This window comes from Streptomyces sp. NPDC001056, assembly GCF_053598955.1.
Map to the genome: position 1 here is coordinate 1 of NZ_JBSFLI010000002.1, position 25,290 is coordinate 25,290.

General features: G+C 72.2%; 22 protein-coding genes and 1 tRNA gene. 8 read left to right on the plus strand and 15 right to left on the minus strand.

The window, feature by feature from the left end; genetic code table 11:
* The 3 genes from ACWDD7_RS02585 to ACWDD7_RS02595 form a co-directional block, all read right to left on the minus strand.
* Positions 1-242, minus strand: a 242-nt coding sequence (locus ACWDD7_RS02585) for a carboxyl transferase domain-containing protein (protein ID WP_450455853.1), incomplete at its 3' end; no start/stop codon positions are given.
* A 55-nt stretch (positions 243-297) separates the two neighbouring features.
* Positions 298-1,095, minus strand: coding sequence for an AfsR/SARP family transcriptional regulator (locus ACWDD7_RS02590; protein WP_450455855.1), 798 nt, complete (start codon positions 1,093-1,095; stop codon positions 298-300).
* Between the two features lie 284 nt (positions 1,096-1,379).
* Positions 1,380-1,474 (minus strand) — tRNA-OTHER (locus ACWDD7_RS02595).
* Between the two features lie 176 nt (positions 1,475-1,650).
* Between ACWDD7_RS02595 and ACWDD7_RS02600 the strand changes: the two genes are divergently transcribed.
* The 6 genes from ACWDD7_RS02600 (at position 1,651) to fabI (ending at position 6,872) form a co-directional block, all read left to right on the plus strand.
* On the plus strand, positions 1,651-2,658 hold the full coding sequence (locus tag ACWDD7_RS02600) for a DUF2156 domain-containing protein (protein ID WP_450455857.1): 1,008 nt from the start codon (positions 1,651-1,653) through the stop codon (positions 2,656-2,658).
* Positions 2,659-2,689: 31 nt separating this feature from the next.
* Complete coding sequence (locus tag ACWDD7_RS02605) at positions 2,690-2,839, plus strand: hypothetical protein (RefSeq protein ID WP_285553123.1); 150 nt, start codon at positions 2,690-2,692, stop codon at positions 2,837-2,839.
* A 298-nt stretch (positions 2,840-3,137) separates the two neighbouring features.
* Positions 3,138-4,238 (plus strand): fatty acid desaturase family protein, encoded by a 1,101-nt coding sequence (locus tag ACWDD7_RS02610; protein ID WP_450455860.1) that lies wholly within the window; start codon positions 3,138-3,140, stop codon positions 4,236-4,238.
* A gap of 144 nt (positions 4,239-4,382) precedes the next feature.
* A complete protein-coding gene (locus tag ACWDD7_RS02615; RefSeq protein ID WP_450455862.1) occupies positions 4,383-5,750 on the plus strand; it encodes an MFS transporter in 1,368 nt (455 codons plus the stop codon).
* Positions 5,751-5,778: 28 nt separating this feature from the next.
* Positions 5,779-6,108, plus strand: coding sequence for a ferredoxin (fdxA, locus tag ACWDD7_RS02620; RefSeq protein ID WP_450455864.1), 330 nt, complete (start codon positions 5,779-5,781; stop codon positions 6,106-6,108).
* A complete protein-coding gene (gene fabI, locus ACWDD7_RS02625; RefSeq protein WP_450455866.1) occupies positions 6,105-6,872 on the plus strand; it encodes an enoyl-ACP reductase FabI in 768 nt (255 codons plus the stop codon). Before fdxA ends, fabI begins: the two co-directional genes overlap by 4 nt.
* Positions 6,873-6,929: 57 nt before the next feature.
* Here the strand turns inward: fabI and serS are convergent, their stop codons facing one another.
* The 12 genes from serS to ACWDD7_RS02685 all read right to left on the minus strand — a co-directional run bounded on the left by serS (position 6,930) and on the right by ACWDD7_RS02685 (position 19,089).
* A complete protein-coding gene (serS, locus tag ACWDD7_RS02630; RefSeq protein ID WP_351876818.1) occupies positions 6,930-8,207 on the minus strand; it encodes a serine--tRNA ligase in 1,278 nt (425 codons plus the stop codon).
* On the minus strand, positions 8,191-9,669 hold the full coding sequence (locus tag ACWDD7_RS02635) for an APC family permease (protein ID WP_450455868.1): 1,479 nt from the start codon (positions 9,667-9,669) through the stop codon (positions 8,191-8,193). The genes serS and ACWDD7_RS02635 overlap by 17 nt, the downstream gene beginning before the upstream one ends.
* A gap of 160 nt (positions 9,670-9,829) precedes the next feature.
* On the minus strand, positions 9,830-11,050 hold the full coding sequence (locus ACWDD7_RS02640; RefSeq protein ID WP_392211674.1) for a beta-ketoacyl-[acyl-carrier-protein] synthase family protein: 1,221 nt from the start codon (positions 11,048-11,050) through the stop codon (positions 9,830-9,832).
* A complete protein-coding gene (locus ACWDD7_RS02645; protein ID WP_046422004.1) occupies positions 11,050-11,280 on the minus strand; it encodes a phosphopantetheine-binding protein in 231 nt (76 codons plus the stop codon). Before ACWDD7_RS02645 ends, ACWDD7_RS02640 begins: the two co-directional genes overlap by 1 nt.
* A 34-nt stretch (positions 11,281-11,314) precedes the next feature.
* Positions 11,315-12,322 (minus strand): beta-ketoacyl-ACP synthase III, encoded by a 1,008-nt coding sequence (locus tag ACWDD7_RS02650; RefSeq protein ID WP_351876821.1) that lies wholly within the window; start codon positions 12,320-12,322, stop codon positions 11,315-11,317.
* Positions 12,319-13,299, minus strand: coding sequence for a ferritin family protein (locus ACWDD7_RS02655; protein WP_351876822.1), 981 nt, complete (start codon positions 13,297-13,299; stop codon positions 12,319-12,321). Before ACWDD7_RS02655 ends, ACWDD7_RS02650 begins: the two co-directional genes overlap by 4 nt.
* On the minus strand, positions 13,296-13,844 hold the full coding sequence (locus ACWDD7_RS02660; protein ID WP_392211677.1) for a flavin reductase family protein: 549 nt from the start codon (positions 13,842-13,844) through the stop codon (positions 13,296-13,298). Before ACWDD7_RS02660 ends, ACWDD7_RS02655 begins: the two co-directional genes overlap by 4 nt.
* Complete coding sequence (locus tag ACWDD7_RS02665) at positions 13,841-14,374, minus strand: hypothetical protein (RefSeq protein ID WP_351876824.1); 534 nt, start codon at positions 14,372-14,374, stop codon at positions 13,841-13,843. The genes ACWDD7_RS02660 and ACWDD7_RS02665 overlap by 4 nt, the downstream gene beginning before the upstream one ends.
* Before the next feature lie 21 nt (positions 14,375-14,395).
* A complete protein-coding gene (locus ACWDD7_RS02670) occupies positions 14,396-14,878 on the minus strand; it encodes a type II toxin-antitoxin system RatA family toxin (RefSeq protein ID WP_450455870.1) in 483 nt (160 codons plus the stop codon).
* 2 nt (positions 14,879-14,880) lie between these two features.
* Positions 14,881-16,167, minus strand: a complete 1,287-nt coding sequence (locus ACWDD7_RS02675) for an aspartate aminotransferase family protein (RefSeq protein ID WP_351876826.1) — start codon at positions 16,165-16,167, stop codon at positions 14,881-14,883.
* Positions 16,168-16,287: 120 nt separating this feature from the next.
* Entirely contained in the window at positions 16,288-17,430 is a 1,143-nt protein-coding gene (locus ACWDD7_RS02680; RefSeq protein ID WP_450455872.1) for an acyl-CoA dehydrogenase, read from the minus strand.
* Positions 17,431-17,457: 27 nt separating this feature from the next.
* Positions 17,458-19,089: an aldehyde dehydrogenase family protein gene (locus tag ACWDD7_RS02685; RefSeq protein WP_392211681.1), complete on the minus strand. Its 1,632-nt coding sequence runs from the start codon at positions 19,087-19,089 to the stop codon at positions 17,458-17,460.
* Positions 19,090-19,241: 152 nt separating this feature from the next.
* On the opposite strand from ACWDD7_RS02685, the gene ACWDD7_RS02690 reads away from it, so the two are divergent.
* Positions 19,242-19,541 (plus strand): acyl carrier protein, encoded by a 300-nt coding sequence (locus ACWDD7_RS02690; RefSeq protein WP_450455874.1) that lies wholly within the window; start codon positions 19,242-19,244, stop codon positions 19,539-19,541.
* An 11-nt stretch (positions 19,542-19,552) separates the two neighbouring features.
* The gene (locus ACWDD7_RS02695) at positions 19,553-25,249 is read left to right on the plus strand and encodes an SDR family oxidoreductase (protein WP_450455876.1); all 5,697 of its coding nucleotides are present in this window, start codon (positions 19,553-19,555) and stop codon (positions 25,247-25,249) included.
* Positions 25,250-25,290 lie beyond the last annotated feature (41 nt).

Consider the following 25,290-nt stretch of genomic DNA (forward strand, 5'->3'; position numbering starts at 1 on the left):
TCGACCTCCTGGAAGGAACCCGGGTCCAGGAGCAGCTCGATCCGCTCCCGTGCCGTCAGCTTGCCCTTGGCGTGCTGCGCCGCGGTCGCCTTCTCGCTCGGGCCGGCCAGCACGCGTTCGCGTATGCCGGCCAGTTCCGCGATGTGGGACTTCATCTCTGCCTGCCTCTGCGGTGAGGTGACGTGACATCGGACGCCGCCCGCGGGGCCGCCGTGACGGCGCCCCGGACCCGATCGTGACAACGCGGTCTGACCGGGCGCTGACGGGCCGCTTACGGCCACCGGACCCTCCCGGCGGTCACACCGGTTGCAGCGCCGTCGGAATGCGCGGATCGCCCGTGAGCGCCGGATCGTGCGACAGGATCGCCAGCTCCACCTTCCGCAGCGCGGGCGACGGCTGTATCCCCAGCTCCTCGTCGAGCCTGCGGCGCATCCGGCGGAAGACGTCGAGCGCGTCGGCCTGCCGGCCCGAGCAGTACAGGGCGATCATCAGCTGCTCGCAGAAGCGTTCCCGCAGCGGGTGGTTGGTATGGGCCTCGGCCAGCTCCGCGAGCAGGGACGCGTGCCGCCCGAGCCCCAGTTCGGCGTCGAACCGCAGCTCCATCGCCCGCATCCGGTACTCCTCGTAGCGCGCCCCGGCCAGCTGGCACATGGTGCCGCCGGGGAAGCCGCCGAACACCGGCCCCCGCCACAGCGCGAGCGCCCGGCCGAGCATCCGCGCGGTGTGCTCCGCGTCCCTGGGCCCGGCCGACTCCGCCTGCCGTACGGCCCGTACGAACTCGGCGGCGTCCAACTCGCCCTCGCCGACGCCGAGCCGGTAACCGGCCGGGTGGATCGTCACCCGCGAGGCCGGCCGGTCCGGCTCCAACGACCGCAGTCTGCGCCGCAGTCGGCTGATGTGGGCCTGGAGGGCGTTGGCCCGGTGGTCCGGTAAGGCATCACCCCACATCTCCTCGGCGAGGCTCTCCCCGGACACCGGCCGGCCCTCGCTGACCAGCAGGGTCTGCACCAGCGTGCGCTGCAGATCGCCGCACACGTCCGCCTCACCGGTGGCGGTGCGTATCTCCAGCGCGCCGAGAACGGAGAACCTCAGCATGTCTTTCCCCCTAGATGACAATTCCTCGCCGACGGTGATTTTCGGAGCGGTGCTGCCGTGAAAGAAAGAATGGGCGAACGCGCCGTGCCCCGGCGGGCCTCGATCCGTACCGCGGCCCGCCGGGGCATCTGCTCCGCCGGGACGGGGGGCGGCCGGCGGTTCCTGGGTGGTGCCGGTGCTCGAACGCGTTCGGACAGGCACCGGCCGGGTGGAGCCGAATTCGCGGGCGTCCGCAATTCCCGTCCGCCCGGGGCGGGAAGCGCGTCCGGTCGTGATTCCGGCCGTGGCGGAGAGGGCAGGATTCGAACCTGCGTGGGCCGTTCAGGCCCGACCAGTGCGATGCACACGGTCCCCGATCAACCACTCCGGGCACCTCTCCCCGTGTCCGGCCGCCGTTTTCCGCGCCGTTCACGTCAACCACATTGGCAGTGCCGGCTGACGGAATGCTGACGCGCTTCTGACACGGGTAAATGAATACCCAACTGCTCTTTTCCGGAGTGACGTCACGGTGCTGTACTCCCTTCGACGGAAAACGCTCCCGAAAGGGGTACGGGAATGACCGCGATCACCACCGAGACCGGCACCGACAGTCGGATTCTCGACGCGATACGCGCCCACACCACGAGCGAGAACCCGAGTTCCTTCCTCGCGCTCAACAGCGGAAACAGTGTCTTCACCGTCCCGGGCGCGGACGGTGTCGTCGTCTACCGCCGCACCGGCCGCTGGGCCGTCCAGTTCGGCGGCCCCTTCGCCGCCGAGGAGGACTACGACACGTTGCTGGACGCCTTCCGCAGTCACGTCCGGGACGAGGGCCTGGGGCTGGTCGGCGTGCAGCTCCAGCGCACCGACGCCGAGCGGTACGCGGCGCGCGGCTGCGTCGTCAACCAGGTCGGCGCCTCCTGGGCGGTCAGCCTGGCGGACTTCACGCTGCGCGGCACCAAGTTCATGCAGCTGCGCAACAAGATCTCCCGCGCGCTGCGCAACGGACTCCAGATCCAGGAGGTCGACGCGGCCGACGTCGCCGACGCCATCGCCGCGATCGACAAGGCGTGGCTCGGCTCCAAGGGCGGCGCGCACCAACTGGAGTTCCTGGTCGGCCAGATCGGCGGCCAGGCCCAGGCGCAGCGCCGGCTGTTCAGCGGCACCATCGACGGCGAGCCGGTCGCCTACATCTCCTACTCGCCGGTCTACGGCAGCCGAGCAGGCTGGATGCACGACCTCAGCCGGCGCATCCCGGAGGGCTCCCCGGGCCTGATGGAGGCCATCAACGCGCACGCCATCGAGATCTTCCGCGCCGAGGGCGTCGAGTGGCTGCACTTCGGTTTCACGCCGTTCACCGGGCTCGACGCCGCGTACGAACTCGACGGCCACAGCCCGGGGTTCCAGTGGCTGATGCACGCCCTGTGGGCCGAGGGCGCCGCGCTGTACCCGGCGCAGACCCAGCTGTCGTACAAGCAGAAGTGGGCCCCCGACCTGCTCATCCCCGAGTACGTCGCCTTCGACGGGCCGCAGGCCTCGCTGCCCGGCTTCGCGCACGTCTTCCGCGCCTGCAAGGCGTTCTGACCCGACTCGTCACAGAACAGGAGACCAGGACATGAGCCAGTCCACCGAGGAACTCTCGCACGCCGTGGTCGAGCAGCTGATGGCCGTCATCGGCGCCCCCGACGACGCGCAGGTCGCCGACGCCGCCGACGCCGCCGTGCGCGCCCTGGACGAGCGGCTGCGCGCCGAGGCGGCCGCCTGAGTGGCCGCGCCGCCGGCCGCCCGGGTGCCGGCCGGCGGGCCGGGGGTGGCCCGATCAGACCGGTATCAGTGCCACATCAGTGGTGCACGGAACGCTGGACGTACGTTCGCCCGGTGGTCCGGGTCCGGGAGCACCGCACTGTGCTCCCGTCGCCCGGGTCCGCCGGGCGGGCCACAGCCCGCGGCGGTGACCCCACGCGGGAGCTGAAGTCGACTCGCGGCGCCCGCAGGTCCGCAGGTCCGCGGGGCAGCGGCGCCGCCGCCCGCAATCGGGCACATTCTCCCAAGGAGAGCAACGCATGCAGCGTCCGCACATACAGGAAGCCGTGGCCGCGGCCGCGCCGGGCGGCGAACGCACCGGTGCCTCGGCCACGTTCGCCGAACTGCTCAAACGGGTCAAGGCCGAGGGTCTCCTCGACCTGGACCCGCGCTACTACGTGGGCAAGCTCGCCCTCAACACCGCCCTGCTGGCCGTCGGGTTCGTCGTCTTCTTCGAACTCGGCGACACCTGGTGGCAGCTGGCCACCGCCGTGTGGATGGGGCTGTGCGGCGGCCAGTCGGCGTTCATGTGGCACGACGCCGGCCACAAGGCCATGTTCCGCAGCAAGAAGGCCGCCTCCGCGGTCGGGTACGTGCACGCCAACCTGGTCAACGGGGTCAGCTACGGCTGGTGGGTCAACCACCACAACCGGCACCACAGCAATCCCAACCACCTCGACATGGATCCGGACATCGGCCGGCGCACCGCCATCTTCGACATCAAGCAGTACCCGACCCGCAAGGGCACCCAGAAGTTCGTGGTGCGCTACCAGAGCGTGCTGTTCTTCGTGCTCCTGGTGCTTGAGGGCTTCAAGATGCTGAAGACCGCGGTCAAGTCCATCGTCACCGGCAAGACCAAGCGGCCCGCGCTGGAGACCTTCCTCATCCTGCTGCGCGCCGCCGTCTACCTCACCTGCGTCTTCACCGTCCTGTCCCCGGCGCTCGCGGTCGCCTTCATCGTCGTCCAGCACGCCTCCCTGGGCGTGTACTTCGGCATGATCTTCGCCCCGAACCACAAGGGCATGCAGGTCCGCGACGGCGAGGAGGAGACCCTGGACTGGCTGGAGCGCCAGGTCCTCACCTCCCGCAACATCCGCCCCAGCCTGCTGACCGACTTCCTGTACGGCGGTCTCAACTACCAGGTCGAGCACCATCTGTTCCCGGCCATGCCGCAGAAGAGCCTGCCGCGCGCCCGCGAACTGACCATGGAGTACTGCGCCGAACGCGGCGTGCCGTACCACGAGGTCGGCTTCTGGGCCTCGTACCGCGAGGTCGCCTCCTACCTCCACGAGGTCAGCGCGCCGGTGCGGCGCGGTGACGTCGAGGAGCAGATCCGCCGCAGGGCCATGGAAGCGGCCTGATCCTCCCGAATCCCCTTGACCATCCCCCACGCACCCCCCACCTGGCCCCCGGGCCGCACGCCCGGGTCCGCCGGTGACCCGGGCGGTTCCTTCCCCAGAAGCACAGCGAAAGCTTGCGACGACAGCTTCCAAGGAGCCAGCCCCATGTCCCAGACCACGGCCGCGGCCGGCGGTCTCACCGCTCCCGCCCCGATCGGCGCCCGCCTGGACCGCATGCCGATCACTCCCCTGCACCGAAGACTCACCGCGGTCATCGGCGTCGGCCTGTTCTTCGACACCTTCGAGAACAACCTCTCCGGCACCATCGGCAAGGTGCTGCAGAGCGACTTCGGCTTCGGCGCGACCTCGCTCAAACTGGTCCTGGCCTCCGCGTTCGTCGGCCAGTTCATCGGATCCCTGACGCTCGGCCGGATCGCGGACCGGTTCGGCCGGCGCCGGGCCTTCCTGATCAACCTGGCCATCTACTCGGCCTGTTCACTGCTCGGCGCCTTCGCCCCCAACGCCGCCTGGCTGATCGTCACCCGCTTCCTCGCCGGGCTCGGCATCGGCGCCGAACAGGCCCTGTCCGACTGCTACCTGGCCGACGTGCTGCCCGCCGCCAAACGCGGCCGGTTCATCGCCTGGGCCTACACCCTCGCCTTCTGCGGGGTGCCCGCGGTCGGCTTCGCCGCCCTGTGGCTGGTGCCGCTGACCCCGCTCGGGGTGGCCGGCTGGCGCTGGCTGTTCGTGCTCGGCGCCCTCGGCTCCGCCGCCGTGTGGGTGCTGCGCCGTCAGCTGATCGAGTCACCGCGCTGGCTCGCCGCGACCGGCCGCACCGAGGAGGCCGACCGCCTGGTGGCCCGCCTGGAGGCCGAGGCGGCCGGTAGCGGACTGCCCCCGGCCCCGCCCGCCGCGCCGTCCGAGACCCCGGAGCGGGACACCCGGCTGCGCGACATCTTCCGGCCCCACCTGCTGCGCCGCACCCTCGTGCTGTGGGTGTTCTGCGTCCTGTCGGTCGTCGGCTACTACGGCTTCGGCACCCTCGCCCCGCAGATCGTCGCCGCCAAGGGCTACGGTCTCGTCGCCGGGCTCGGCTTCACCGCGCTCTCCTTCCTCGGCTACCCGGTGGGCTCCGCGCTCGCCCTGCCGATCGTGGACCGCATGGAGCGCCGTACCCTCGTCGCCCTCTCGGCCGCCGCGATGGTGGCCGCCGGACTCGGCTTCGCCTACGCCCGGTCGGCGCAGCTCATCGTGGTGTGCGGCTTCGCGTACACCCTGTTCAGCAACGTCTTCTCCAGCGTCTCGCACGTGTATCTCTCCGAGCAGTACCCGACCGAGATCCGGGCCACCGCCGCGGGTGCCGCGTACTCCCTGTCCAAACTCAGCGCCGGCGCCCTGCCGTTCGTGCTGCTGCCGGTTCTCGACGCGCACGGCCCCGGCGCGCTGTTCGCCGTCATCGCCGCCGCCATGGCCGTCCTGGCCGTCACCGTGCTGTCCCTCGGTGAGCGCACCACCGGTGTGGCCCTGAAGTGAACAACCTTTGTTGTGAAAGGAGTTGAGCATGGCATACGTCATAGGTCTGCCCTGCGTCGACATCAAGGACCGCTCCTGTGTCGACGAATGCCCCGTGGACTGCATCTACGAGGGCAGCCGCGCCCTGTACATCCACCCGGAGGAATGCGTGGACTGCGGCGCCTGCGAGCCGGTGTGCCCGGTGGACGCCATCTACTTCGCGGACGACCTGCCCGAGGAGTGGGGCGACGACCACGCCGCCTCCAACGCCGAGTTCTTCGCCACCCTCGGCTCGCCCGGCGGCGGCAGCGCGGTCGGCCCCCAGGACCATGACTCCCCGCTGGTGAGCGCCCTGCCCAAGGGGGTGTCGGCGGCATGAGCGGCATCCTCGCGGGCAAGCGGGTCCTGGTGACCGGCGTGGTCACCGACGCCTCCATCGCCTTCCACGTGGCCCGGATCGCGCAGGAGGAGGGCGCCGAGGTCCTGCTCACCGGCTTCGGCCGGCTGTCCCTCATCGAACGGTTCGCGGCGAAGCTGCCGAAGCCCGCTCCCGTCGTCGAGCTGGACGTCACCGACCCGGACCACCTCGACACCCTGGCCGAGCGGCTCGGCGCGCACACCGACGGACTCGACGGGGTCGTGCACTCCATCGCCTACGGCCCCCAGGGCGCCTTCTCCTTCCTCGACGGCACGTGGGACGACGTCTCGACGGCCGTGCACGTCTCGGCGTACTCCCTCAAGTCCCTGACCACCGCCTGCCTGCCGCTGCTGAAGCGGCGCGGCGGCTCGGTCGTCGGGCTCACCTTCGACGCGGCCGTGGCCTGGCCGCACTACGACTGGATGGGCGTCGCCAAGGCCGCCCTGGAGTCCACCAGCCGCTATCTCGCCCGCGACCTGGGCGAGTTCGGCATCCGGTGCAACCTGGTCGCGGCGGGCCCGCTGCGCTCCATGGCCGCGAAGTCCATCCCCGGCTTCGGCGAGCTGGCCGACGTCTGGACCACCCGCCGGGCCCCGGCCGGCTGGGACCTCACCGACCCGGACCCGGCCGCCCGCGGAGTCGTCGCCCTGCTGTCGGACTTCTTCCCGCGCACCACCGGCGAGATCGTCCACGTGGACGGCGGGGTGCACATGACGGGCGCCTGAGCGCGCACACGGGAAGGGGGCGGGTGCCGGACCGGCACCCGCCCCCTTCCCGTGGTGTCACTCGGTCGCGCCGCCCGGCAGGATCCGCCGGAAGCCGGCGTACGGCTCCAGCGCCTTCGGCAGCAGCACCGAACCGTCGTCCTGCACGCCCTGCTCCAGCAGCGCGGCCACGGTCCGCCCGATCGGCAGCGCCGAGCCGTTCAGCGTGGCGGCCGGCGTCTTGCGCCCGTCGGCCCGCTTGACCCGGATGTCGGCGCGGCGCGCCTGGAAGGTGCCGCAGTCGGACACCGAGGAGATCTCCCGGAAGGCGTCACCGCCGGGCAGCCACACCTCGATGTCGTACGTCATCCGCGCCGAGAAGCCCATGTCGCCCGCGGGCAACAGCACGGTACGGAAGGACAGTTCCAGCCTGCGCAGACACTCTTCCGCGTGCCCGACCATCAACTCCAGCTGCTCCTGAGCCTGTTCCGGAGCGCAGATCCGCACCAGCTCCACCTTCTCGAACTGGTGCAGCCGCAGCACCCCCCGGGTGTCGCGGCCGTACGCCCCCGCCTCCGCGCGGAAGCAGGGGGTGCGGGCGGTGAACGCGTACGGCAGTGCCCGCGCGTCCAGCAGCTCCCCGGAGACCAGGTTGGTCAGCGGCACCTCCGCGGTCGGGATCAGGAACAGCTCCCGCTCGCCGACCTGGGTGCGGAACAGGTCCTCCTCGAACTTGGGGAGCTGCCCGGTACCCGTCATGGTGTCCCGGGAGACCAGGAACGGCACCGACTGCTCGGTGTAGCCGTGCTCGCGGGTGTGCAGGTCGAGGAAGAAGTCGGCGAGGGCGCGCTCCAGGCGGGCACCGGCGCCGTGCGCCACGCTGAACCGGGCGCCGGACAGCTTCGCCGCGGCCGACGCGTCGAGGATGCCGAGGGCCTCGCCGATCTCCGCGTGGTGCCGGGCGCCGGCCGCCGGACGCGGCGCCGGACCGCCCCGCCGTACCTCCACGGCCTCCTTCTCCGAATCGCCGTCCGGTACGCCGTCCAGCGGCAGGTTGGGTATCCCGAGCAGCAGCTCGGTCAGCGCGCCCGCGGCCGTGCGGGCGGTGCCCTCCGCCTGCTGCACCTCCGCGCGCAGCGCGCGGGCGGCCTCCTTCTCGGCCTCGCTGGGCGGGCCCGAACGGCGGGCCTTCGCCGTCCGGTTCAACTCGGTGCGTAGCCGGGTCACCTCGGCGTTGGCGGCCGAACGGGCGCGCAGCGCACCGCCCACGGCGTCCAGGTCGAGGTCGTAGCGGCGGCGGGCCAGGCGGCGGACGGCGTCCTCGCCGGCCTCGATCAGCTCATTGGGATCGTGCATGGCGGTCTCCTGACGGTGCGGGGGCGAGGTCCGGGACGGGGGTGGCGGTGTGCCGGGTGCCGAGCAGCCGGTAGCGCAGCGGATGGGCCGCGCGCAGCCGGACCGCGTAGAGGAGGCCGCCCACCGCGACCAGCGGCAGCAGCCAGGGCAGCGCGGCGATCACCTTGGAGGGGGAGCCGGTGAGCATGTCGAAGTTGCCGACCACCAGCCACACGGAGGTGGCGAGCCCCGCGAAGCCCAGCAGCGGGGCGAGGGTCTCCTTCCACCAGTGCCCGCGCCCGGCGCGCAGCCGCAGCCCGAGCACCGACAGCGCGGCCAGCGCCTGGAGCGTGACGATGCCGAGGGTGCCGAGGCCGAGCATGCTGGTCGTCAGGTCGGCGTACGGGTCGAGGCCGGCGACCGCGAACCCGGCCAGCACCAGCGCGGTCACCACGCTCTGCGCGACGCTCGCCCGGTGCGGCGAGCGGTGCCGGGCGTGCTCGGCGCCCAGCGCCCGGGGGAGCAGCCCGTCCTGGGCGAGGACCTGGGCGTAGCGGTTGGCGGCGCTGTGCAGGGCCAGGGTCGCCGCGAACAGGCTGGTGCACAGCAGGACCTGGAGCATGGTGCTGCCCGCCGTGCCGAGGAAGTCGTCGCCGAGCCCGAAGAACAGGTCGCCCATCTGCTTGCCCGCGACCTCCCGCACGTGGTCCGGGCCGATCGCGCCCACGGCCAGCCAGCTGGTCAGCGCGTAGAACCCGGCGATCAGCGCGGCGGCCGCGTACGTCGCCCGGGGCACGCTGCGCTCCGGGTCGCGGGCCTCCTTGCCGTACAGCGCCGCCGACTCGAAGCCGATGAACGACACGAACGCGAACATCAGCGAGACGCCGACGCCGGGACCGGCGGCGGTGTGCGGGGAGAACGACGTGGCGGGCAGCGCGTGCAGCCCGTGCCGGACGAGGATCGCCACGTCCAGGGCCGCCAGCACCCCGATCTCGCCCAGCATCAGCAGGGCCAGCACCCGGGCGCTCAGCGCGATCTCCCGGTAGCCGAGCACCGCGGTCAGCACCAGCCCGACCGCCGCGCACCACTCCCACGACACCGTCAGCCCATGGGCCGCCAGCACCAGCTGGGTGAAGTACCCGAGCGCACCGGCCAGCCCGATGGTCGCACAGTTGTACGACAGCAGGGCCAGGTAGCCGGCCGCGACCGCCGGCGGCCGTCCGAGCCCGTCGGCGACCGAGGCGTAGAACCCGCCGGACCCTCCAGTGCGCCGGGCGCTGACCGCGTACCCGACCGAGAAGCACAGCAGGGTCACCCCGGCGAACAGGAACGCGGCGGGCACCCCGGCCCCGTCCCCGAACGCGAACGCGAGCGGAACCGTACCGACCATCGCGGAGAGCGGCGCCGCGGCGGCGACGATGAGGAACAGGATGTGCGCCGTGCCGAGCCGCCCCGACGCGGGCGGCGAACCACTGGTGGACATGGCTACTCCAGTTATGGGGAGAAATGGGGACGTACGGGCAACAGCCGCCCGCGGTGCATCTCAGCGGACGGCTGTTGAAGCGCCCCCGAAGGGGCGCGGGGAACCGCGCGAGCGACCACGAACGAACCGCGGCCGCCGTACGGCGAATCGGGGCAGGCGCTCAGGCCGGTGCTATCGCCAACGCGGTGTTCTGCCCCCCGAAACCCAGCGAATTGCTCAGCGCCAGATCGATCGGCATCTCGGTCAGGGTCTGCGCCAACTTGATGTCCATCCGGGAGTCCGGCATCACCAGGTTGGCCGTGGGCGGAATGAGTTCGTGCTCGACGCTGAGCACGGCGAACGCGGCCTCCACCGCACCGGCCGCGCCGAGGAGATGCCCGGTGACCCCCTTCGTGGACGTCACCACCGGATCCCCGCGCAGCGTCCGCTGGATCATCCGCGCCTCGGACAGGTCGTTGAGCGGCGTCGACGTGCCGTGCGCGTTGACGTGCTGGACGTCGTCGGGATCGGCGCCCGCGTCGGCCAGCGCCGCGCGCACCGCCGCCTCGATGCCGGCGCCGTCGGGATGCGGCGACGTCATGTGGTGGGCGTCGGCCGTCGCGCCGTACCCGATGATCCGCCCGTGGATGTGCGCGCCGCGGGCCCGCGCGTCCGCGACGCGCTCCATCACCAGGATTCCGGCGCCCTCCCCGGCCACGAACCCGTCGCGGTCGGCGTCGAAGGGGCGGGAGGCGGACGCCGGGTCGTCGTGCCGCTTGGACAGCGCGCCCATCTGGGCGAACCCGGCCATGACCAGTGGGGTGATCATGGCCTCGCTGCCGCCGGCCAGCACGATGTCGCAGCGGCCGAGCGCCAGCAGGTCCCGCGCGGTGCCGATGGCCGTCGCGCCGGAGGCGCACGCGGTGGCCACCACGAGGTTGGGTCCGGTCGCCCCGAACTCGATGGCCGTCTGACCGGCCAGCATGTTCGGCAGCTGCATCGGCAGCAGCAGCGGCGACACCCGGCTCGCGCCCTGCTCGCGCAGCACGTGGTGCTGCTCCTCGACGGTGCCCGGACCGCCGTCCGCGCAGCCGAGGACCACGCCCACCCGGGCGCCGTCCCAGGTCTGCGGGTCGAGGCCCGCGTCGGCCACCGCCTCGTGGGCGGCGACCAGCGCGAACTGCACGAACCGGTCCAGGCGGTGGGCCCGGCGTGCGCTGAGCAGGGCTTCGGGGTCGAAGCCGGGTACCCGGCAGGAGATCTGTACGGGGTTGTCCGCCAGCACCGGATCGAGGGCCGCGGCCGGTCTGCCGTCGCAGACCGCCGCCCAGCTCGGCCCGACCCCGATCCCGCCGGGGGTGATCAGACCGAGCCCGGTGACGGCGATGTCCATCGCGGCCATCAGACCTTCGCGCTCCGCTCCTCCATCAGCCGGACCATGTCGGCCACGGTCTCGGCCTCCAGGAGGTCGTCGTCGCTGATGTCCAGGTCCAGCTCGGACTTCAGCAGCAGCGACAGCTCCACGACGGCCAGCGAGTCCAGCTCGATGTCCTCCCGGGTGGCCTCGGGGGTGATGGCCTCGGGCGACACCTTGAGCTTGTTGGACAGGATTTCCTTGAGCTGCTCCAGCATGTCGGTTCCTTTCAAGGATCTTGCTGACGGACGGTCAGATGGTTTGCAGCTCGGGCCAGGTGAGGGTGGCCGCGCCCCAGGACAGCCCGCCGCCGAACGCGGTGAGCAGCACCCGGTTCCCCGCCGTGAGCCTGCCTTCGGCGGTGGCCTCGGCGAGCAGCAGCGGGATCGACGCGGCACCGGTGTTGCCGACCCGCGCGATGTTGCTGAGCCGCCGCTCCTCGGGAATGCCGAGCCGGTCCGAGACGGCCGCCAGGATGCGGGCGTTGGCCTGGTGCGCCGCGAACCGGTCGACGTCGGCCAGACGCCAGCCGGCCCGCTCGGCGGCCTCGGTGGACGCGCTGGTCATACGCTCCACCGCGTGCCGGTAGGTGTCCCGGCCGAGCATCCGGAAGTAGTGGTCCTCCGGGGCGGCCGGGCGGCCCGAGGAGCGCTGCCTGGAGCCGCCCGCCGGGACCTCGATCAGATGGCTCAGCTCGCCGTCGCTGCCGAGCACCAGCGGCCCGAGCGCGCCGGGTTCGTCGGGCGAGCCGGCCCGCAGCACCACCGCGCCCGCGCCGTCCGCGAAGATCACGGCGGTGGTGCGGTCCTCCGGGTTGATGATCGTGGTGAAGGCGTCGGCGGCGATCAGCAGGACGCTGTCGGCGACCCCGGAGGCGATCAGTCCGGCGGCGGACGCGAGGCCGTAAAGGAACCCCGAGCAGACGGCCGCCACGTCGAAGGCGGGCACCTGGCCGAGCCCCAGCCGCGCGGCCACCTGCGGGGCGGTCGCCGGGCACGGCTGGTCGGGCGTGGTGGTGGCCAGCACCACCGCCCCGACCTGCTCGTCGCCCGCCGACTTCAGGGCCCTGAGGCCCGCCTCCACCGCGAGGTCGCCGGTGGAGGTGCCGGGGGAGACGAAGAACCGCTCGGCGATGCCGGTACGGGTGCGGATCCAGTCGTCGGAGGTGTCGAGGCGCCGCGACAGGTCCTCGTTGGTGACGATGTTGGGCGGGACGTACGATCCGATCCCGGTGACGACAGCGGCCCGCCCGGTGCTCATGCGCCGGCCTCCGAGGCGAGGACCTCGACGGGCAGGCCCATGTACGCCATGCGGACCTCGGCCATCTCGTCCGTCCACCGCTCCGCCATGTCGTAGCGCTGCTCGGCGGTGGTGTCGAGGAGGCGGACGCCCGGCCAGACCTCGTAGTCGCCGATCAGGTCGGCGTGCTTGAACATGCCTTCCTGGAACAGCTCCTCGCGGTGGATGACGAACTCCCGGTCCGGGATCTCGTCCCACAGCTTGACGCCCGAGCGCAGGATCTCCAGCAGCCGCGGGGTGTACTCGGGGTGCTTGACGACGTGGTCGCGCAGGATGGTGCTGGCCACGGTGAGGTGGCGGATCTCGTCGATGGCGGTGCCGCGGGAGATCTCGCCCGTCGCCGGGGACAGCGGGGTCCACTTGCGCTCGCTGAGCTCGGCGGCGGGGGCCAGGACGCCCTCGATGATGATGGCGAACACGGCGACGCCGCCGGGGAAGTCGGCCTTGTCGCGGACGACGTCCAGGGTGAAGTCCACCACCGGGTCCAGGACCCGCTTGCGGTAGTCCCGTGCCATCTCCTCGATGTCGCGCAGCAGTGTGCTCTGCGGGATGCCGAGGTCCACCAGGTGCTGGCGGAAGACCCGGGCGTGCCGGGCCTCGTCGATCAGCTGGGTGGCGTAGAACTCCATCTCGGGGATGCCGGGCGCGATGGTCACGTAGTGGCCGAGCAGCCGGGTGGCCAGCTCCTCCGCGAGCGCCCGGAAGCCGAACTCCAGCACCAGGGCCTCGCGCAGCGGTCCGGGTGCCTTCAGGAAGTCGGGGGTGAGGGCGTTCTCGTGGTGGCCGGTGACACCCCTGTCGCGCAGGGTGCCCTGGGCGACGGAGGTGATCCAGTAGGCGAGGTCGCACTCCTCGGGGCCGAGGGTGAGTTCCTTCGCGCCGTCCAGCAGGCCGGGGGCTTTCTCCCAGTCGGCCTCGGGGGCAACGGGTGCGGTCATGATGCGGCGGTCTCCTTCGCCGGACGCAGGGCACCGGCGTACAGCCCGCCGGTGTAGCTGAGCAGCGGCAGGCCCTCGTCCGCGGTGGCCCGGACGACGTGGCCGAGCAGCAGCTCGCTGTCGCCCGCGGCGTGCGCGGAGTGGAACCGGCAGATGTAGTGGGCGAGGGCGCCCGCGATCAGCGGGGCCTGGGCGTAGCGGTCGGCGGTCCAGGCGAGGCCGGCGAAGGCCGCGCTGCCGTCGGGCCGCGAGCTGTCGGCGAACCGCCGTGCCACGTCGGCCTGTTCACCGCCGAGCACATTGATCGCGAACCGGCCCTCGTGGGCGGCGAGCCGGGCGAAGGACGAGCCCGCCCGCAGCACCACGCCGACCAGCAGGGGCGAGCGCGAGACCAGGGTGACGGTGCTCGCGGTGGTGCCGTGCATCCGTTCCTCGGGGCCCGTCGTCAGCACGGACACCGCGGAGGCCAGGTGGTACAGGGCCCGTCGGCGCTCGGCCGGGTCCTGCCGCACCGCCCGGCGCACCGGGGTCGTGGCGGTGGTCATCGCACGGCCTCCGTCTCGCGTACGACGGGACGCGCGGGGACGTGTCCGACCGGCACCGGGTCCATCTCGTGCCCGACCGGCTTGGGGTGGGGCAGGCCCAGGTCGTCCAGGAGGTGCAGGTAGCCCTCCTGGCGCACCGGCTCGAAGGGCAGCGCGAAGGACTTCATGAAGTTGCCGAACAGGCCCCGGTCGCCGAAGAGGTGGAACGGCAGCACCAGCAGCGCCCACTCCGGCTTGACCAGCCAGCACCACAGCGCGGCGACCGCGCCCTGCGTGATGAGGCTGTGCATGACGTTGTAGAGGACGTAGTACGCCTTGTGGATCGGCCGGCCGCCGCTCTTGCGGAAGGCGATGGCGCCGGGGATGTAGCCGATCAGGTCGATGTAGAGGAACAGCCCGAGCGCCGGCAGCCAGCGGATGTCACCGAAGTGGTAGACGATCATGCCGGTCGTGACGGCGAGGCCCACCAGGTACTCGGCGCGGTGCAGCGAGTAGGTGCGCGGGGTCTCGAAGGGGTTCGCCTGGTCCATGGTCAGCTCCTTCGCCCGGTGCTACGCGCCGACCGTGGCGGGCGTGTTCAGCTCGATGCCGCCCTGGATGCGCACGGCCGGGTAGAGGCCGGTCAGGGCCCAGGCGACGGTCTCCTTGATGACCCGCTCGGCGATCGGGTCGAGGATGCCCTCCAGGCTCGGGATGCCGAAGTCGAAGTCGGCGTCGAAGCGGACGGTGACGTCCGCGCCGTCCTGCCGGACCGACCAGACCCCGGTGAAGGAGTCGAAGTCGCCGTCGGACTGCTCGAAGCGGATCTCGCCCTCCTCCGGCAGCACGGTGTCGTCCTCGGTCCAGCGCAACAGGCCGCTGCGGAAGTGCAGCTCCCAGCTGGAGGAGGGCTTGGGGTCGGGGTACGAGGAGTGCACGGTGGTCGCGTTCACGTGCGGCGCGAGGTCCGGGTACTTCTCCCAGCGCCGTACGGCGTGCAGGACCTCCTCGGCCTGCTCCGCGGGTATCAGGGCTTCGAGTTCGACGTGCCGCACGATCAGTTACCGCCTTCCGGCATTGTGGCCGCACCCTTGATCAGGTCACGGGTGGCCAGGTCGAAGGAGTTGACGAGGTAGTCGACGTCGGTGTCGTTCAGCACGGCGGGCGGGGTGAACCGCACCACCGAGCTGCCGTTCATGGAGTGGTTGGCGACCACGCCGTGGTTGAACAGCTCGATCAGCAGCTCGCCGGCGAGGCCCGCCTCGACCAGCTCCACGCCGATGAGCAGCCCCTGGCCGCGGACGTCCACCACCAGCTCGGGGATGTTGCGGTGGGCGACCTCCGCGATCCGCGGCAGCAGCCGGGCGCCGAGGTCCATGGCCCGGGTGACCAGGCGCTCTTCCTTGACGGCACGGACCGCGCCCTGCACCGCTGCCATCAGCACCGGCTGCCCGGAGAAGGTGGCGGTGTGGACGTAGGGGTCCTTGTCGAAGGGACGGAAGGCCTTGCGGGTGGCGATGGCCGCGGACACCGGCATCACCCCGCCGCCGAGCGCCTTGCCGGCCAGCAGCACGTCCGGCACGACGCCTTCGAGGTCGGCGCCCCACCACTCGCCGAGCCGCCCGAACCCGGACTGCACCTCGTCGAGGATGAGGAAGCCCTCGTACTCGCGGACCAGTTCCTCGACGCGCTTGAGGTAGCCCTTGGGCGGGATGATCACGCCGCCCTCGCCCTGGACCGGCTCCAGGATCACGCAGACCTCGCCCGGGTGGGCCTTCAGCTCGGCCTCCAGGGCGTCCGCGTCGCCGAACGGCAGGTGCAGGAAGTCGGGCACCAGCGGGCGGAAGGGCGCCTGGTAGACGTCCTTGGCGGTCGCCGACAGGGCGCCCAGCGTCTTGCCGTGGTAGCCGCCGCGCATCGACACGGTCCGCTTGAAGCCGCCCGCGCGGGCCAGCTTCAGACCGGTCTCCACCGCCTCGGCGCCGGACAGCGCGAAGTGCACCCGGTCGAGCCCGGCCGGCAGCACGGACACCAGCGACTCGGCGGCACGGGCGACCGTCGGCTCCAGCAGGATGCGGGTCGCGGTGGGGTGGGTGCGCAGCTGGCGCTCCACCTCCTCCATGACGATCGGGTGCCGGGCGCCCATGATGAACACGCCGTAGCCGCCCGCGTTCAGGAAGCGCTCACCGTCACTGGTGGTGAGCCAGGCGCCCTCGGACGCCACCTCCATGTGACTGCCGAACAGCTCGGCGAGCGTGGCCCGTCCCTTGCTCAGGTGGGCCCGGTACAGGTTGAGGATCTCGGCCTCGTCGTCGACGACGGGGGCGTGGGGGGAATCGTGCATGACGGTCACGTGTCACTCACTCCCAAAGAGGGGACTTTTGACGTCGGCGATGGGGGCGCCCCGTCAGGGGCGCGGGGTTCTGCTCGATGTGCGGCCACAAACGGGCCCGCGGCCGGCCGACTACGCGAGAACCAGCGGCCCTCCGTCGAAGTACGTCAGCAACGGCTCCGACGCGGCGATCCGGGACGGCGGGTGGAAAGCCAGCGCCCGGGTGGCCGCGGCGGACTGCGCCGACGCGGAGTTCGTGATGAACTCCAGCCCGCCCAGCAGCTCCAGCGCCCGCGCCACGATGTCCGGCAGCGCGTTCTGCACGGCGTACCGGGCGACCAGCACCCGCGCCACCGACTCCTCGTCGCCCGGCTCGGGACCCGTGGCCCGGGCCACGCCCTCCAGGAGGGCCAGCGCCGCCTCCATGTCGACGGCCAGCGCGGCCCGCGTGTCCGCGCTGCCCCGCTTGCGGGTCAGCACCTGCTCGACCAGTGCGGCGGCGGCACCCGCGTATCCCGCGGAGATCAGCATCTCGAACCAGACGAACCCGGCGGACTGGAGGTCGTCCAGGCGCGTGGGATCGTCCGCACCGGCCCGCACCACCATCTCGCTCGGCACGAACACGTCCTCCAGGCGCACCTCGTCGCTCTCGGCGCCGGCCAGCAGGTCGTTGCCCCAGAACTCGTGCACCGTCAGGCCCGGCGCGTCGGCCGGGACCAGGGCGAGCGCCAGCTCGGGCTCGCCGCCGTCCTCGCCGTGGATCGCGGTGGACGCGGTCAGCAGGCTCATCGAACGGGACAGGCTGCACGGCTTCTTGGAACCGGACAGCAGGAAGCCGCCCTCCACCGGGCGCGCGGTCACGGCCGGCTTGAGGATGTTCGCCGCGGTACGGCCCTCCGACCAGCCGGAGGCCAGCACCTGCTGGTCGGGCACGATCTGGTGCAGCAGCTGGGTCTGCGCGGCGGTGAGCCGGCCCGACTTGACGGCCAGCGAGTACAGCATGGCGGCGGTGAAGTGGTGCATGGAGACGGCCGCGACCAGCGAGGGGGAGATCGCGCCGAGCGCCAGCTGCACGCGCAGCGCCTCCAGCGGGGCCGCGCCGTGGCCGCCGTAGGTCTCGGGAATCAGCAGGCCCACGCCGCCGTGGATGCGGAACAGGTCGATCACCGAACTGCCGGGTTTCTCCCGTTCTTCGTACGGGAGTTGCTCCAGCTCCTTGAGCAGTCCGGGGTGGAACCGCTCGCACACGGTCCGGGCGACATCGAGGGAACGCACGGGAAAACCTCCGAGGACTGGGTGGGGTCAGGCGCCGAAGACCGCGTCGTACGGGCTGACGTCGCGGGCGATGCTCACTCCCTGGACGTGGGAGGTCTTGAGCATCGGGTAGTTGGCCTCGCCGAAGGCGCCGCCGGTGCGGCCGGTGCCGCCGTGGCTCGGCAGATAGGGCAGGAAGCCGATGTGGGAGTCGTTGACCTTCAGCAGACCGCCGTTGACGGTGCGCCGCACGAACGTCTCGACCACGTGGTCCGAGCGGGACCACAGGGAGTTGCGCAGCCCGTAGTCGTTGCTGTTGACGAACTGCAGGAACGATTCGAGCAGGGCGTCGTCATGGTCGCGGTCGGCGACCACGATCGGGATCAGCGGGAAGAAGGTCTCCTCGCGGACCACGTCGTACGTGCGCGCCCGGTCCAGGCCGTCCACCCGCACCACCGTGGGCTGGAGGAACACGCCCGTCTCCGAGACCGTGCCGTCCACCTCGGTGCGGTTGCCGCCGGTGACCAGCTCGGCGCCGTTGTCCAGGGCCTGGCGCAGCAGCCGGAAGAAGCGCTCGCTGCGCCGCACCGGCGACAGCAGCACGTCCTCCTCCTCGGGCAGGCCCGGCTTGATGCCCTTGACCTGCTCCTTGACCTCGGCGATCAGCGCCTCGGCGACATCGGGGTGGACCAGCACGTAGTTGGGCACCATGCAGATCTGCCCGGAGCCGTAGAAGGCCTCGGTGATGGCCTCGGCCGCCCACTTCACGTCGGCGTCCTTCCACACCACGATGCCGTCGTTGCCGGCGAGTTCGAGGATCGGCTTCTTGCCGTGGGCCACGCAACTCTGCTCGAAGCGCAGGCCCTCCTGGCTGCCGCCGATGTAGAAGATGTCGTTGATCAGCGGGTCGGCGACCCAGCGGTCCATGGTCTGCTTCGGGTTGGAGCAGACCGCGTTGAGCACGCCGGGCGGGGCGTCGAACTCCTCCAGCAGCGGGGCGACGATGTCGCGCAGCAGCCACATGGTGGACAGCGCGATGCTGCGCGGGGCGCGGACGACCACCGCGTTGCCGGCCATCAGCGCCAGCACGCACAGCGCGGCGCTGGGCAGCGGGGCGTTCTGCGGCGGGTTGAAGGCGACCACTCCGTCGGGCTGGCGGTGGAGGATCAGCCGGCGGCCGTTGTACTCCTTCTCCACCCGCATCTGCTTGGCGTACCAGCGCAGCGAGCCGGGCGCGTAGATCTGGAGCAGGCAGCTCAGCTCCCAGCGGGCGAGCTTGACCGGGTGGGACTCGGCGACCAGCATCCGCAGGAACTCGTCCTCGTGCTTGATCAGTTCCTCGCGGAACCGGGTGCCGAGCCGCATCCGCCGCTCCAGCGGCACCGCCGCCCAGTCGGGGGCCGCCGCGGCGGCCGCCTGGCTGGCCAGGTCGATGGCGGCGTCGTCCGCGATCGCGCAACGCCCGACGACATAGGGGTGCTTGGCCGCCTCGGACTCCGGGTCCTGTTCGAGGGAGCGCTTGAGGCTCACACTGGTGAACACGTCTTCCAGCAGCGAACGCCCGCTGACGGTGTACACCCAGCCGTCGCCGGCGACGTCCTTGCCCGCGATGTAGAGGTCGTAACTCTTCAATCCGGAAGGTGCCTCAGCACTCTCCTCCTGCGCGGCTTCGCGAAGCATCTCCAGCCTTTCGGATATGGCGTGTGGATTTCTTGAAGCAATGCGAGCGTGACAGCGGAATCTGATCCGGCGCTGACACCCGACTGATCCAGCCAACCGGGCACGCCCGCGCCGTCAGTGGGACGTCAGCCGCCGCTGCTTGCATGAGGCGCATGTCACCCGTCGACAGCACCATCCATCGGTTGCGCGAGCTGCCGCGCAGCGAACTGACCGAGGAAATCGAGACAATCGTCCTCAGGAAATTCAAGGTCGTTCTCCTCATGGACGATTCCGAGGACCTCCCCGTCGACGTCTCCTACTTCGACCTCGGGCTCACCTCGCTGCGCCTGACCGAGATACGCCAGAGCCTGGAACAGCTCCTGGACCTGTCGATCAACGTCAACGTGCTCTTCAACGAGCCGACCATCACCCACCTCGTGGACCACCTGACCCAGGCCATCCAGGAAGCTTGAGGAGTCGTTCCATGCCGCGTACGGAATCAGAGCAGGCGCCCGAGCCGGTCGCGATCGTCGGAATCGGGCTGCGGTTCCCCGGCGGCAGCGGCTCACCCGACGAGTTCGACGACTTTCTGCGCGAGGGCCGCAGCGGAATCCGCCCGATCCCCACCGATCGCTGGGACGTCGAGGCGTTCACCCCGACGGGGCCCGACGACAAGGGCAAGATCCGCGCCTCGGCGGGCGGCTTCCTCGACCGCATCGACCTGTTCGACGCGGGCTTCTTCAACATCTCGCCGAAGGAAGCCCGTTACATGGACCCGCAGCAGCGGCTGCTGCTGGAGACGGCCTGGCAGGCGCTCGAACACGCCGGTATCGACCCGGCCCCGCTGCGCCGCGGCAACGGCGGGGTGTACATCGGCGCCAGCTCCATCGACTACGCCCTCGAACTGGACTCACTGCCGTACGAGGAGCTGGACGGCCATCTGGCCTCCGGCATCACCATGTTCCCGCTCTCCGGGCGGCTCTCCTACTTCCTCGGCTGGCGCGGCCCGAGCATGAGCGTGGACACCGCCTGCTCCTCCTCGCTGGTCGCCCTGCACCTGGCCGTGCAGGCGCTGCGCGGCGGCGAGACGGACATCGCGCTGTGCGGCGGCGTCAACGCCCTGCACCACCCGCGCATCCCGGTGATGTTCTCCAACGCCCAGATGCTGTCCCCGGACGGCCAGTGCAAGACCTTCGACGAGGCGGCCGACGGATACGCGCGCGCCGAGGGCTGCGGCATCGTCGTCCTCAAGCGGCTCGGCGACGCCGAGCGCGACGGCGACCGCGTCCTCGCCCTGGTGCGCGGCACCGCCGTCGGCCAGGACGGCGACAGCGCGGGCCTGACCGTGCCCAACGGGCCCGCGCAGGAGAAGGTCATCCGCAGCGCGCTGGCCGCGGCCCACCTCGCGCCCGAGGACATCAGTTACGTCGAGGCGCACGGCACCGGCACCCCGCTCGGCGACCCCATCGAGTTCGGCGCCATCGGCGACGTGTTCGTGGACTCGCACACCAAGGACCGCCCCGTCGTGGTCGGTTCGGTGAAGACGAACCTCGGCCACATGGAGCCGGCCTCCGGCATCGTCGGCGTCATCAAGACCGTGCTCCAGCTGCGCGCGGGGACGATCTATCCGCACATCAACCTGGACAACCCCTCCGGGCGCATCCCCTGGGACCTGTACCCGCTGCGGGTGCCCACCGCGTGCGAGCCCTGGAAGGCCGAGGTGAAGCGCGCGGTCGTCAACAGCTTCGGGTTCGCGGGGACGATCGGGGCCGTGGTGCTGGAGGAGGCACCGGCCCGGGTTGCCGAGGAGCCCGAACTGCCGGGCGCGGCACCGCTGTTCACCCTCTCCGCGAAGAACGCGGGCGCCTTGCGCGAACTCGCCGGTCAGTACCGGCGGTTGCTGGACGAGCGGCCCGAGACCTCCCTCGCCGCGCTCTGCCACAGCGCCAACACCACCCGCGCCCACCACCCCTACCGGGTCGCCGCCCCGGTCGCCGACCGCGCCGCCCTCGTCAAGCTCCTCGACCAGGCCGCGGAGCAGGAGCACGAGGGCCCCACCGGCATCCGCAAGACCGCGTTCATGTTCACCGGCCAGGGCTCCCAGTACGCCGGCATGGGCGCCGCCCTGTACGAGGCGCTCCCCGTCTTCCGCGCCCAGGTCGACGCCTGCGACGAGCTGTTCGCCGCCCACCTCGGCCGCTCCGTGCGCGCGCTGCTGCTCGGCACCGCCGCCGACCCCGAGGCCATCGACCGCACCGAGTACACCCAGCCCGCCCTGTTCACCCTGGAATACGCGCTCGCCCAGCAGTGGATGGCCTGGGGCGCGAAGCCCAACGTGCTCCTCGGGCACAGCATCGGCGAGGTCGTCGCCGCCGCCGTGGCCGGGCTGTTCAGCCTCCCGGACGCCGTCAAGCTGGTCGCCGCCCGCGCCCGGCTGATGCAGGCGGTCACCGCCGAGGGCGGCATGGCCGCCGTCTCCGCGCCGCTGGAGGATGTCGCCCCGCTCCTGGAGGACCACGACGACCTGGCCGTCGCCGGCGTCAACGCCCCTGACCAGACGGTGATCTCCGGCGGCGTCGCGGCCCTGGACGAGGTCGCCGCCGTCCTCACCGGGCGGGGCGTGCGCGTCGAGCGCCTCAAGGTCTCCCACGCCTTCCACTCCCCGCTGATGGCCGAGGTCTACGACGACTTCCGCACCGCCCTCGACGGCATCGAGTTCCACGAGCCGAGGATCAGCCTCATCTCCAACGTCACCGGACGCCTCGCGCGCTTCCGCGAGATCGGCAACGTCGGCTACTGGGTGCGGCACATCGGCGAGCCCGTGCGCTTCCTCGACGGCATCCGCGCCGTCGCCAAGCGCGGCCGGCACGCCCTGATCGAGGTCGGCCCGCAGGCCGGGCTCACCGCGCTCGCCCGCCGCTCGGTCACCGTCGAGGACCACCTGTGGCTCGCCAGCCTGCGCCGCCGCGACACCACCACCGCGACCACCCTGACCGCCCTCGCCGAGTACTACGCGGCCGGGCTCAGCGTCGCCTGGGACGGCTACCACGCCGGGCACCCCGTCCCCGCCCGCGTGGACCTGCCGACGTACGCCTTCCAGCGCAAGCGCTACTGGCTGCCCTCCGCCACCCCGCGCCGCTCCGCCGCGAACGGCACCGCGCGCCACCCGCTGCTCGGCACCGAGGAGCGATTCGCCAGCGGAGTGCGGGAGTTCACCGCCGAGTTCACCGCCGAGGAGCTGGGCGCGCTCGCCGACCTGGCCGCCGACGACCGCACCGTGCTGCCCGCCGGCGCCTACGTCGACCTGCTGCTCGCCGTCCAGGACGCGGTCCAGGGCCACGCCCGCAACGCCGTCCGCGACCTCAGGCTGCTCGCCCCGCTGGAGCTGGCCGCGGAGACGGTCGCCGCGCTCACCACCCGCTGGCGGCCGCGCCCCGGCGGCGGTGCCGAGATCGAGGTGTACTCGCTGGTCGGCGGCGAGGAGAACCTGCACGCCACCGCCACGGTCGCCGCCGAACCCGAACCCCTCGTCCCCGTCTCGGAGCTGGCCGAGCTGGACGCGGGCCTCGCGCCGGCCGCGCAGCACATCGACGACGAGGACATCTACACCGACCTCGCCTCCGTCGGCCGCCCCCAGGGCCCCCGCATGCGCCTGCTCCTCAAGGCCGCCCGGCACGGCGACGGCCTGGTCACCGGCGAGCTGACCGGCCGTGACGCCAGTGCCGTGGAGCACGTCCCGGCCGAGCTCCTGGAGGCCGCCGTGCAGGCGCTGGTCGTCCTGGACCCCGAGGGCCCGGTGTTCGTGCCCCGCGAGATCGCCTCCGTACGGCACTTCCGCAAGCCGCGCGGCGAGCAGCTGCGCGTCCTCGCCCGGGTCCGCGGCGAACAGGACCGGCGCCTCGCCGACGTGCTGCTGCTGGAGAACGGCGACCCGGTCGCCGAACTCCTCGGGGTGCGCATGGCCCGTCCCGAGGGCCGCGGCGGCCGCCGCCGGTTCCTGCACCGCCCCGAGTGGGTGCGCCGCGCCCTGCCCGCGCGTGGCGGTGCCGCCGCCCGGCACATCGTCCTCCTCGACCCCTCGGCCGCCCGCGCCGCCGAACTGGCCGGCGAACCCGGCCTCAAGGTCACCTGGCTGCCCGACCTCACCGATCTCAAGGCCGCCCTGGAGGACCCCACCGTCACCGATGTCTGCCGGCTGTGGCACCAGCGCCCCGAGCCGATGTCCGCCGACCGGCTGCGCGCCGAGTGCGAGGACAACTACCGCGAACTCCTCACGCTCATAGGTGCGTTGGAGACCGCGAACCGGCCGCCCCGGCTGTGGCTGGTCACCGAGGGAGCCCAGTGGCTGCCCGGCGACCCGGCGGGCGACGGCGGCCACCTCGGCGCGGCCACCCTGTGGGGCTTCGGCCGGGTGCTGCTCACGGAGTACGCGCAGTACCGGGCCACCCTGGTCGACCTCGCCCCGGGCAGCGGCCTCGCCCCGCTCGTCGAGGAGTGGCGGGCCGAACCGGCCGGCGAGTACCAGGTCGCCCACCGCCCCGGCCGCCGCTATGTGCGCCGGCTGCTCGCCGGCGACGCCAGCCTCACCTGGACCGGGGGCTTCGAGCTGCGCGCCCCCGACTCCGGTGACCTGTCCGACCTGGTGCTCGCGCCGGTCGCCGACCGGGCCCCGGAGGCGGACGAGGTGCAGATCCGGGTGAGCGCCGTCGGCCTGACCGCCGAGGACGCGCGCGCCGCCCTGGACACCGGGCGCGCCGAACGCGCCGAGGAGACGGGGGATTCCGGGGAGATCGAACTCCCGCCGGTGCTCGGCCGGCTGGCCCGCGGAACCGTGCTCGCCGCGGCCGACGGCACCGGCTTCGCGCCGGGCGACGAGGTCCTCGTACGGCACGACGGGACCTTCCGCGCCACGCTCACCGTGCCCGCCGTCGCCGTCGTACCGGCCGCCGGGGACGACGACCGCGCGCTCCGCTTCCGCCTGGACGAGACCGGCGAGGCCCTGCGCACCGCCCTGTCCGACCCGTCCGGACCGGCCTGGGTGACCCTGCCCGAGGACCTGGCGGAGCGGCCCGAACCGGCGGACGAGGGCCCCGCCGGACTGCGCCCCGACCGCACCTACCTGGTCACCGGCGGTCTCGGCGGCCTCGGCCTGGTCACCGCCCGCAAGCTGGCCGCGCTCGGCGCCCGCCACCTCACCCTGGTCAGCCGCGGCGGCAAGGCCACCGAGGAGGCCGCCCCGCTCCTCGCCGACCTCGCGGCCGACGCCGAGATCGACGTCGTGCGCGCCGACATCTCCCGCCCGCAGGACGTCGAGCGGCTGGTCCGGCACATCGAGGCGGGGCCGTACCCGCTCGGCGGGATCGTGCACGCCGCCGGTTCCTACGACAAGAAGCTGATCTCCGAGCTGACCTGGGAGTCCATCGACGCCCAGCTCGCCGCGAAGGCGTACGGCGGCTGGCTGCTGCACGAGGCCGCCGAGACCTCCTTCCCCGACCTGGAGTTCTTCGTCACCTACTCCTCCATCGCCTCCGTCCTCGGCGGCGCCACCCAGGGCCACTACGCCGCCGCCAGCGCCGGGCTCGACGCGCTCGCCGAGTGGCGCGGCCGGCGCGGGGTGCCGGGCCTGTCGGTCAACTGGGGCGCCTGGGCCCGGGTCGGCATGTCCGCCCGGCTGGAGGAGCACCTCAGCCAGGAGATCGAACGCAGCGGCGTCCGCTTCTTCTCCCCGACCCGCGCCCTGGACACCCTCGCCCGCCTGTGGGGCCGCCCCCGGACCCAGCGGATCGTCGGCGAGTTCGACTGGGACCGCTACGTCTCCGGCAGCGTCAACGGCGACCTGTTCTACGACCGGCTCGCCCGCCAGGGCGCCGGCGAGGACGGCACCGGCCTCGACCTCACCGCCCTCACCGCGCTCCCCGACGCCGAACGGCTCGCCACCGTCACCGGCGTGGTCCGCGAGAAGGTCGCCGCCGTCCTGCACCTGGAGGAGGGCGACGAACTGGACCCCAACAGCGAGTTCGTGTCGCTGGGCCTGGACTCCCTGATGGCCCAGCAGGTCAAGGCCGCGCTGGAGCAGGCGTTCCGGCTGCCCCTGCCGGCCTCCCTCACCCACGACCATCCCACGGTCCGCGCGCTCGCCCAGTTCGTCGACGGGCAGCTCGCCCCGGCGCCGGCGGCGTGACGGCCGGACAGTCAGTCAGACGGTCAGACAGAGACGGCACA

What these genes read in the sequence shown, in the direction of transcription:
- ACWDD7_RS02590 (WP_450455855.1), bottom strand. Translation starts at nt 1,095, where the DNA reads ATGCTGAGGTTCTCCGTTCTCGGCGCGCTGGAGATACGCACCGCCACC.
- ACWDD7_RS02600 (WP_450455857.1), top strand. Translation starts at nt 1,651, where the DNA reads ATGACCGCGATCACCACCGAGACCGGCACCGACAGTCGGATTCTCGAC.
- ACWDD7_RS02605 (WP_285553123.1), top strand. Translation starts at nt 2,690, where the DNA reads ATGAGCCAGTCCACCGAGGAACTCTCGCACGCCGTGGTCGAGCAGCTG.
- ACWDD7_RS02610 (WP_450455860.1), top strand. Translation starts at nt 3,138, where the DNA reads ATGCAGCGTCCGCACATACAGGAAGCCGTGGCCGCGGCCGCGCCGGGC.
- ACWDD7_RS02615 (WP_450455862.1), top strand. Translation starts at nt 4,383, where the DNA reads ATGTCCCAGACCACGGCCGCGGCCGGCGGTCTCACCGCTCCCGCCCCG.
- fdxA (WP_450455864.1), top strand. Translation starts at nt 5,779, where the DNA reads ATGGCATACGTCATAGGTCTGCCCTGCGTCGACATCAAGGACCGCTCC.
- fabI (WP_450455866.1), top strand. Translation starts at nt 6,105, where the DNA reads ATGAGCGGCATCCTCGCGGGCAAGCGGGTCCTGGTGACCGGCGTGGTC.
- serS (WP_351876818.1), bottom strand. Translation starts at nt 8,207, where the DNA reads ATGCACGATCCCAATGAGCTGATCGAGGCCGGCGAGGACGCCGTCCGC.
- ACWDD7_RS02635 (WP_450455868.1), bottom strand. Translation starts at nt 9,669, where the DNA reads ATGTCCACCAGTGGTTCGCCGCCCGCGTCGGGGCGGCTCGGCACGGCG.
- ACWDD7_RS02640 (WP_392211674.1), bottom strand. Translation starts at nt 11,050, where the DNA reads ATGGCCGCGATGGACATCGCCGTCACCGGGCTCGGTCTGATCACCCCC.
- ACWDD7_RS02645 (WP_046422004.1), bottom strand. Translation starts at nt 11,280, where the DNA reads ATGCTGGAGCAGCTCAAGGAAATCCTGTCCAACAAGCTCAAGGTGTCG.
- ACWDD7_RS02650 (WP_351876821.1), bottom strand. Translation starts at nt 12,322, where the DNA reads ATGAGCACCGGGCGGGCCGCTGTCGTCACCGGGATCGGATCGTACGTC.
- ACWDD7_RS02655 (WP_351876822.1), bottom strand. Translation starts at nt 13,299, where the DNA reads ATGACCGCACCCGTTGCCCCCGAGGCCGACTGGGAGAAAGCCCCCGGC.
- ACWDD7_RS02660 (WP_392211677.1), bottom strand. Translation starts at nt 13,844, where the DNA reads ATGACCACCGCCACGACCCCGGTGCGCCGGGCGGTGCGGCAGGACCCG.
- ACWDD7_RS02665 (WP_351876824.1), bottom strand. Translation starts at nt 14,374, where the DNA reads ATGGACCAGGCGAACCCCTTCGAGACCCCGCGCACCTACTCGCTGCAC.
- ACWDD7_RS02675 (WP_351876826.1), bottom strand. Translation starts at nt 16,167, where the DNA reads ATGCACGATTCCCCCCACGCCCCCGTCGTCGACGACGAGGCCGAGATC.
- ACWDD7_RS02685 (WP_392211681.1), bottom strand. Translation starts at nt 19,089, where the DNA reads ATGCTTCGCGAAGCCGCGCAGGAGGAGAGTGCTGAGGCACCTTCCGGA.
- ACWDD7_RS02690 (WP_450455874.1), top strand. Translation starts at nt 19,242, where the DNA reads ATGTCACCCGTCGACAGCACCATCCATCGGTTGCGCGAGCTGCCGCGC.
- ACWDD7_RS02695 (WP_450455876.1), top strand. Translation starts at nt 19,553, where the DNA reads ATGCCGCGTACGGAATCAGAGCAGGCGCCCGAGCCGGTCGCGATCGTC.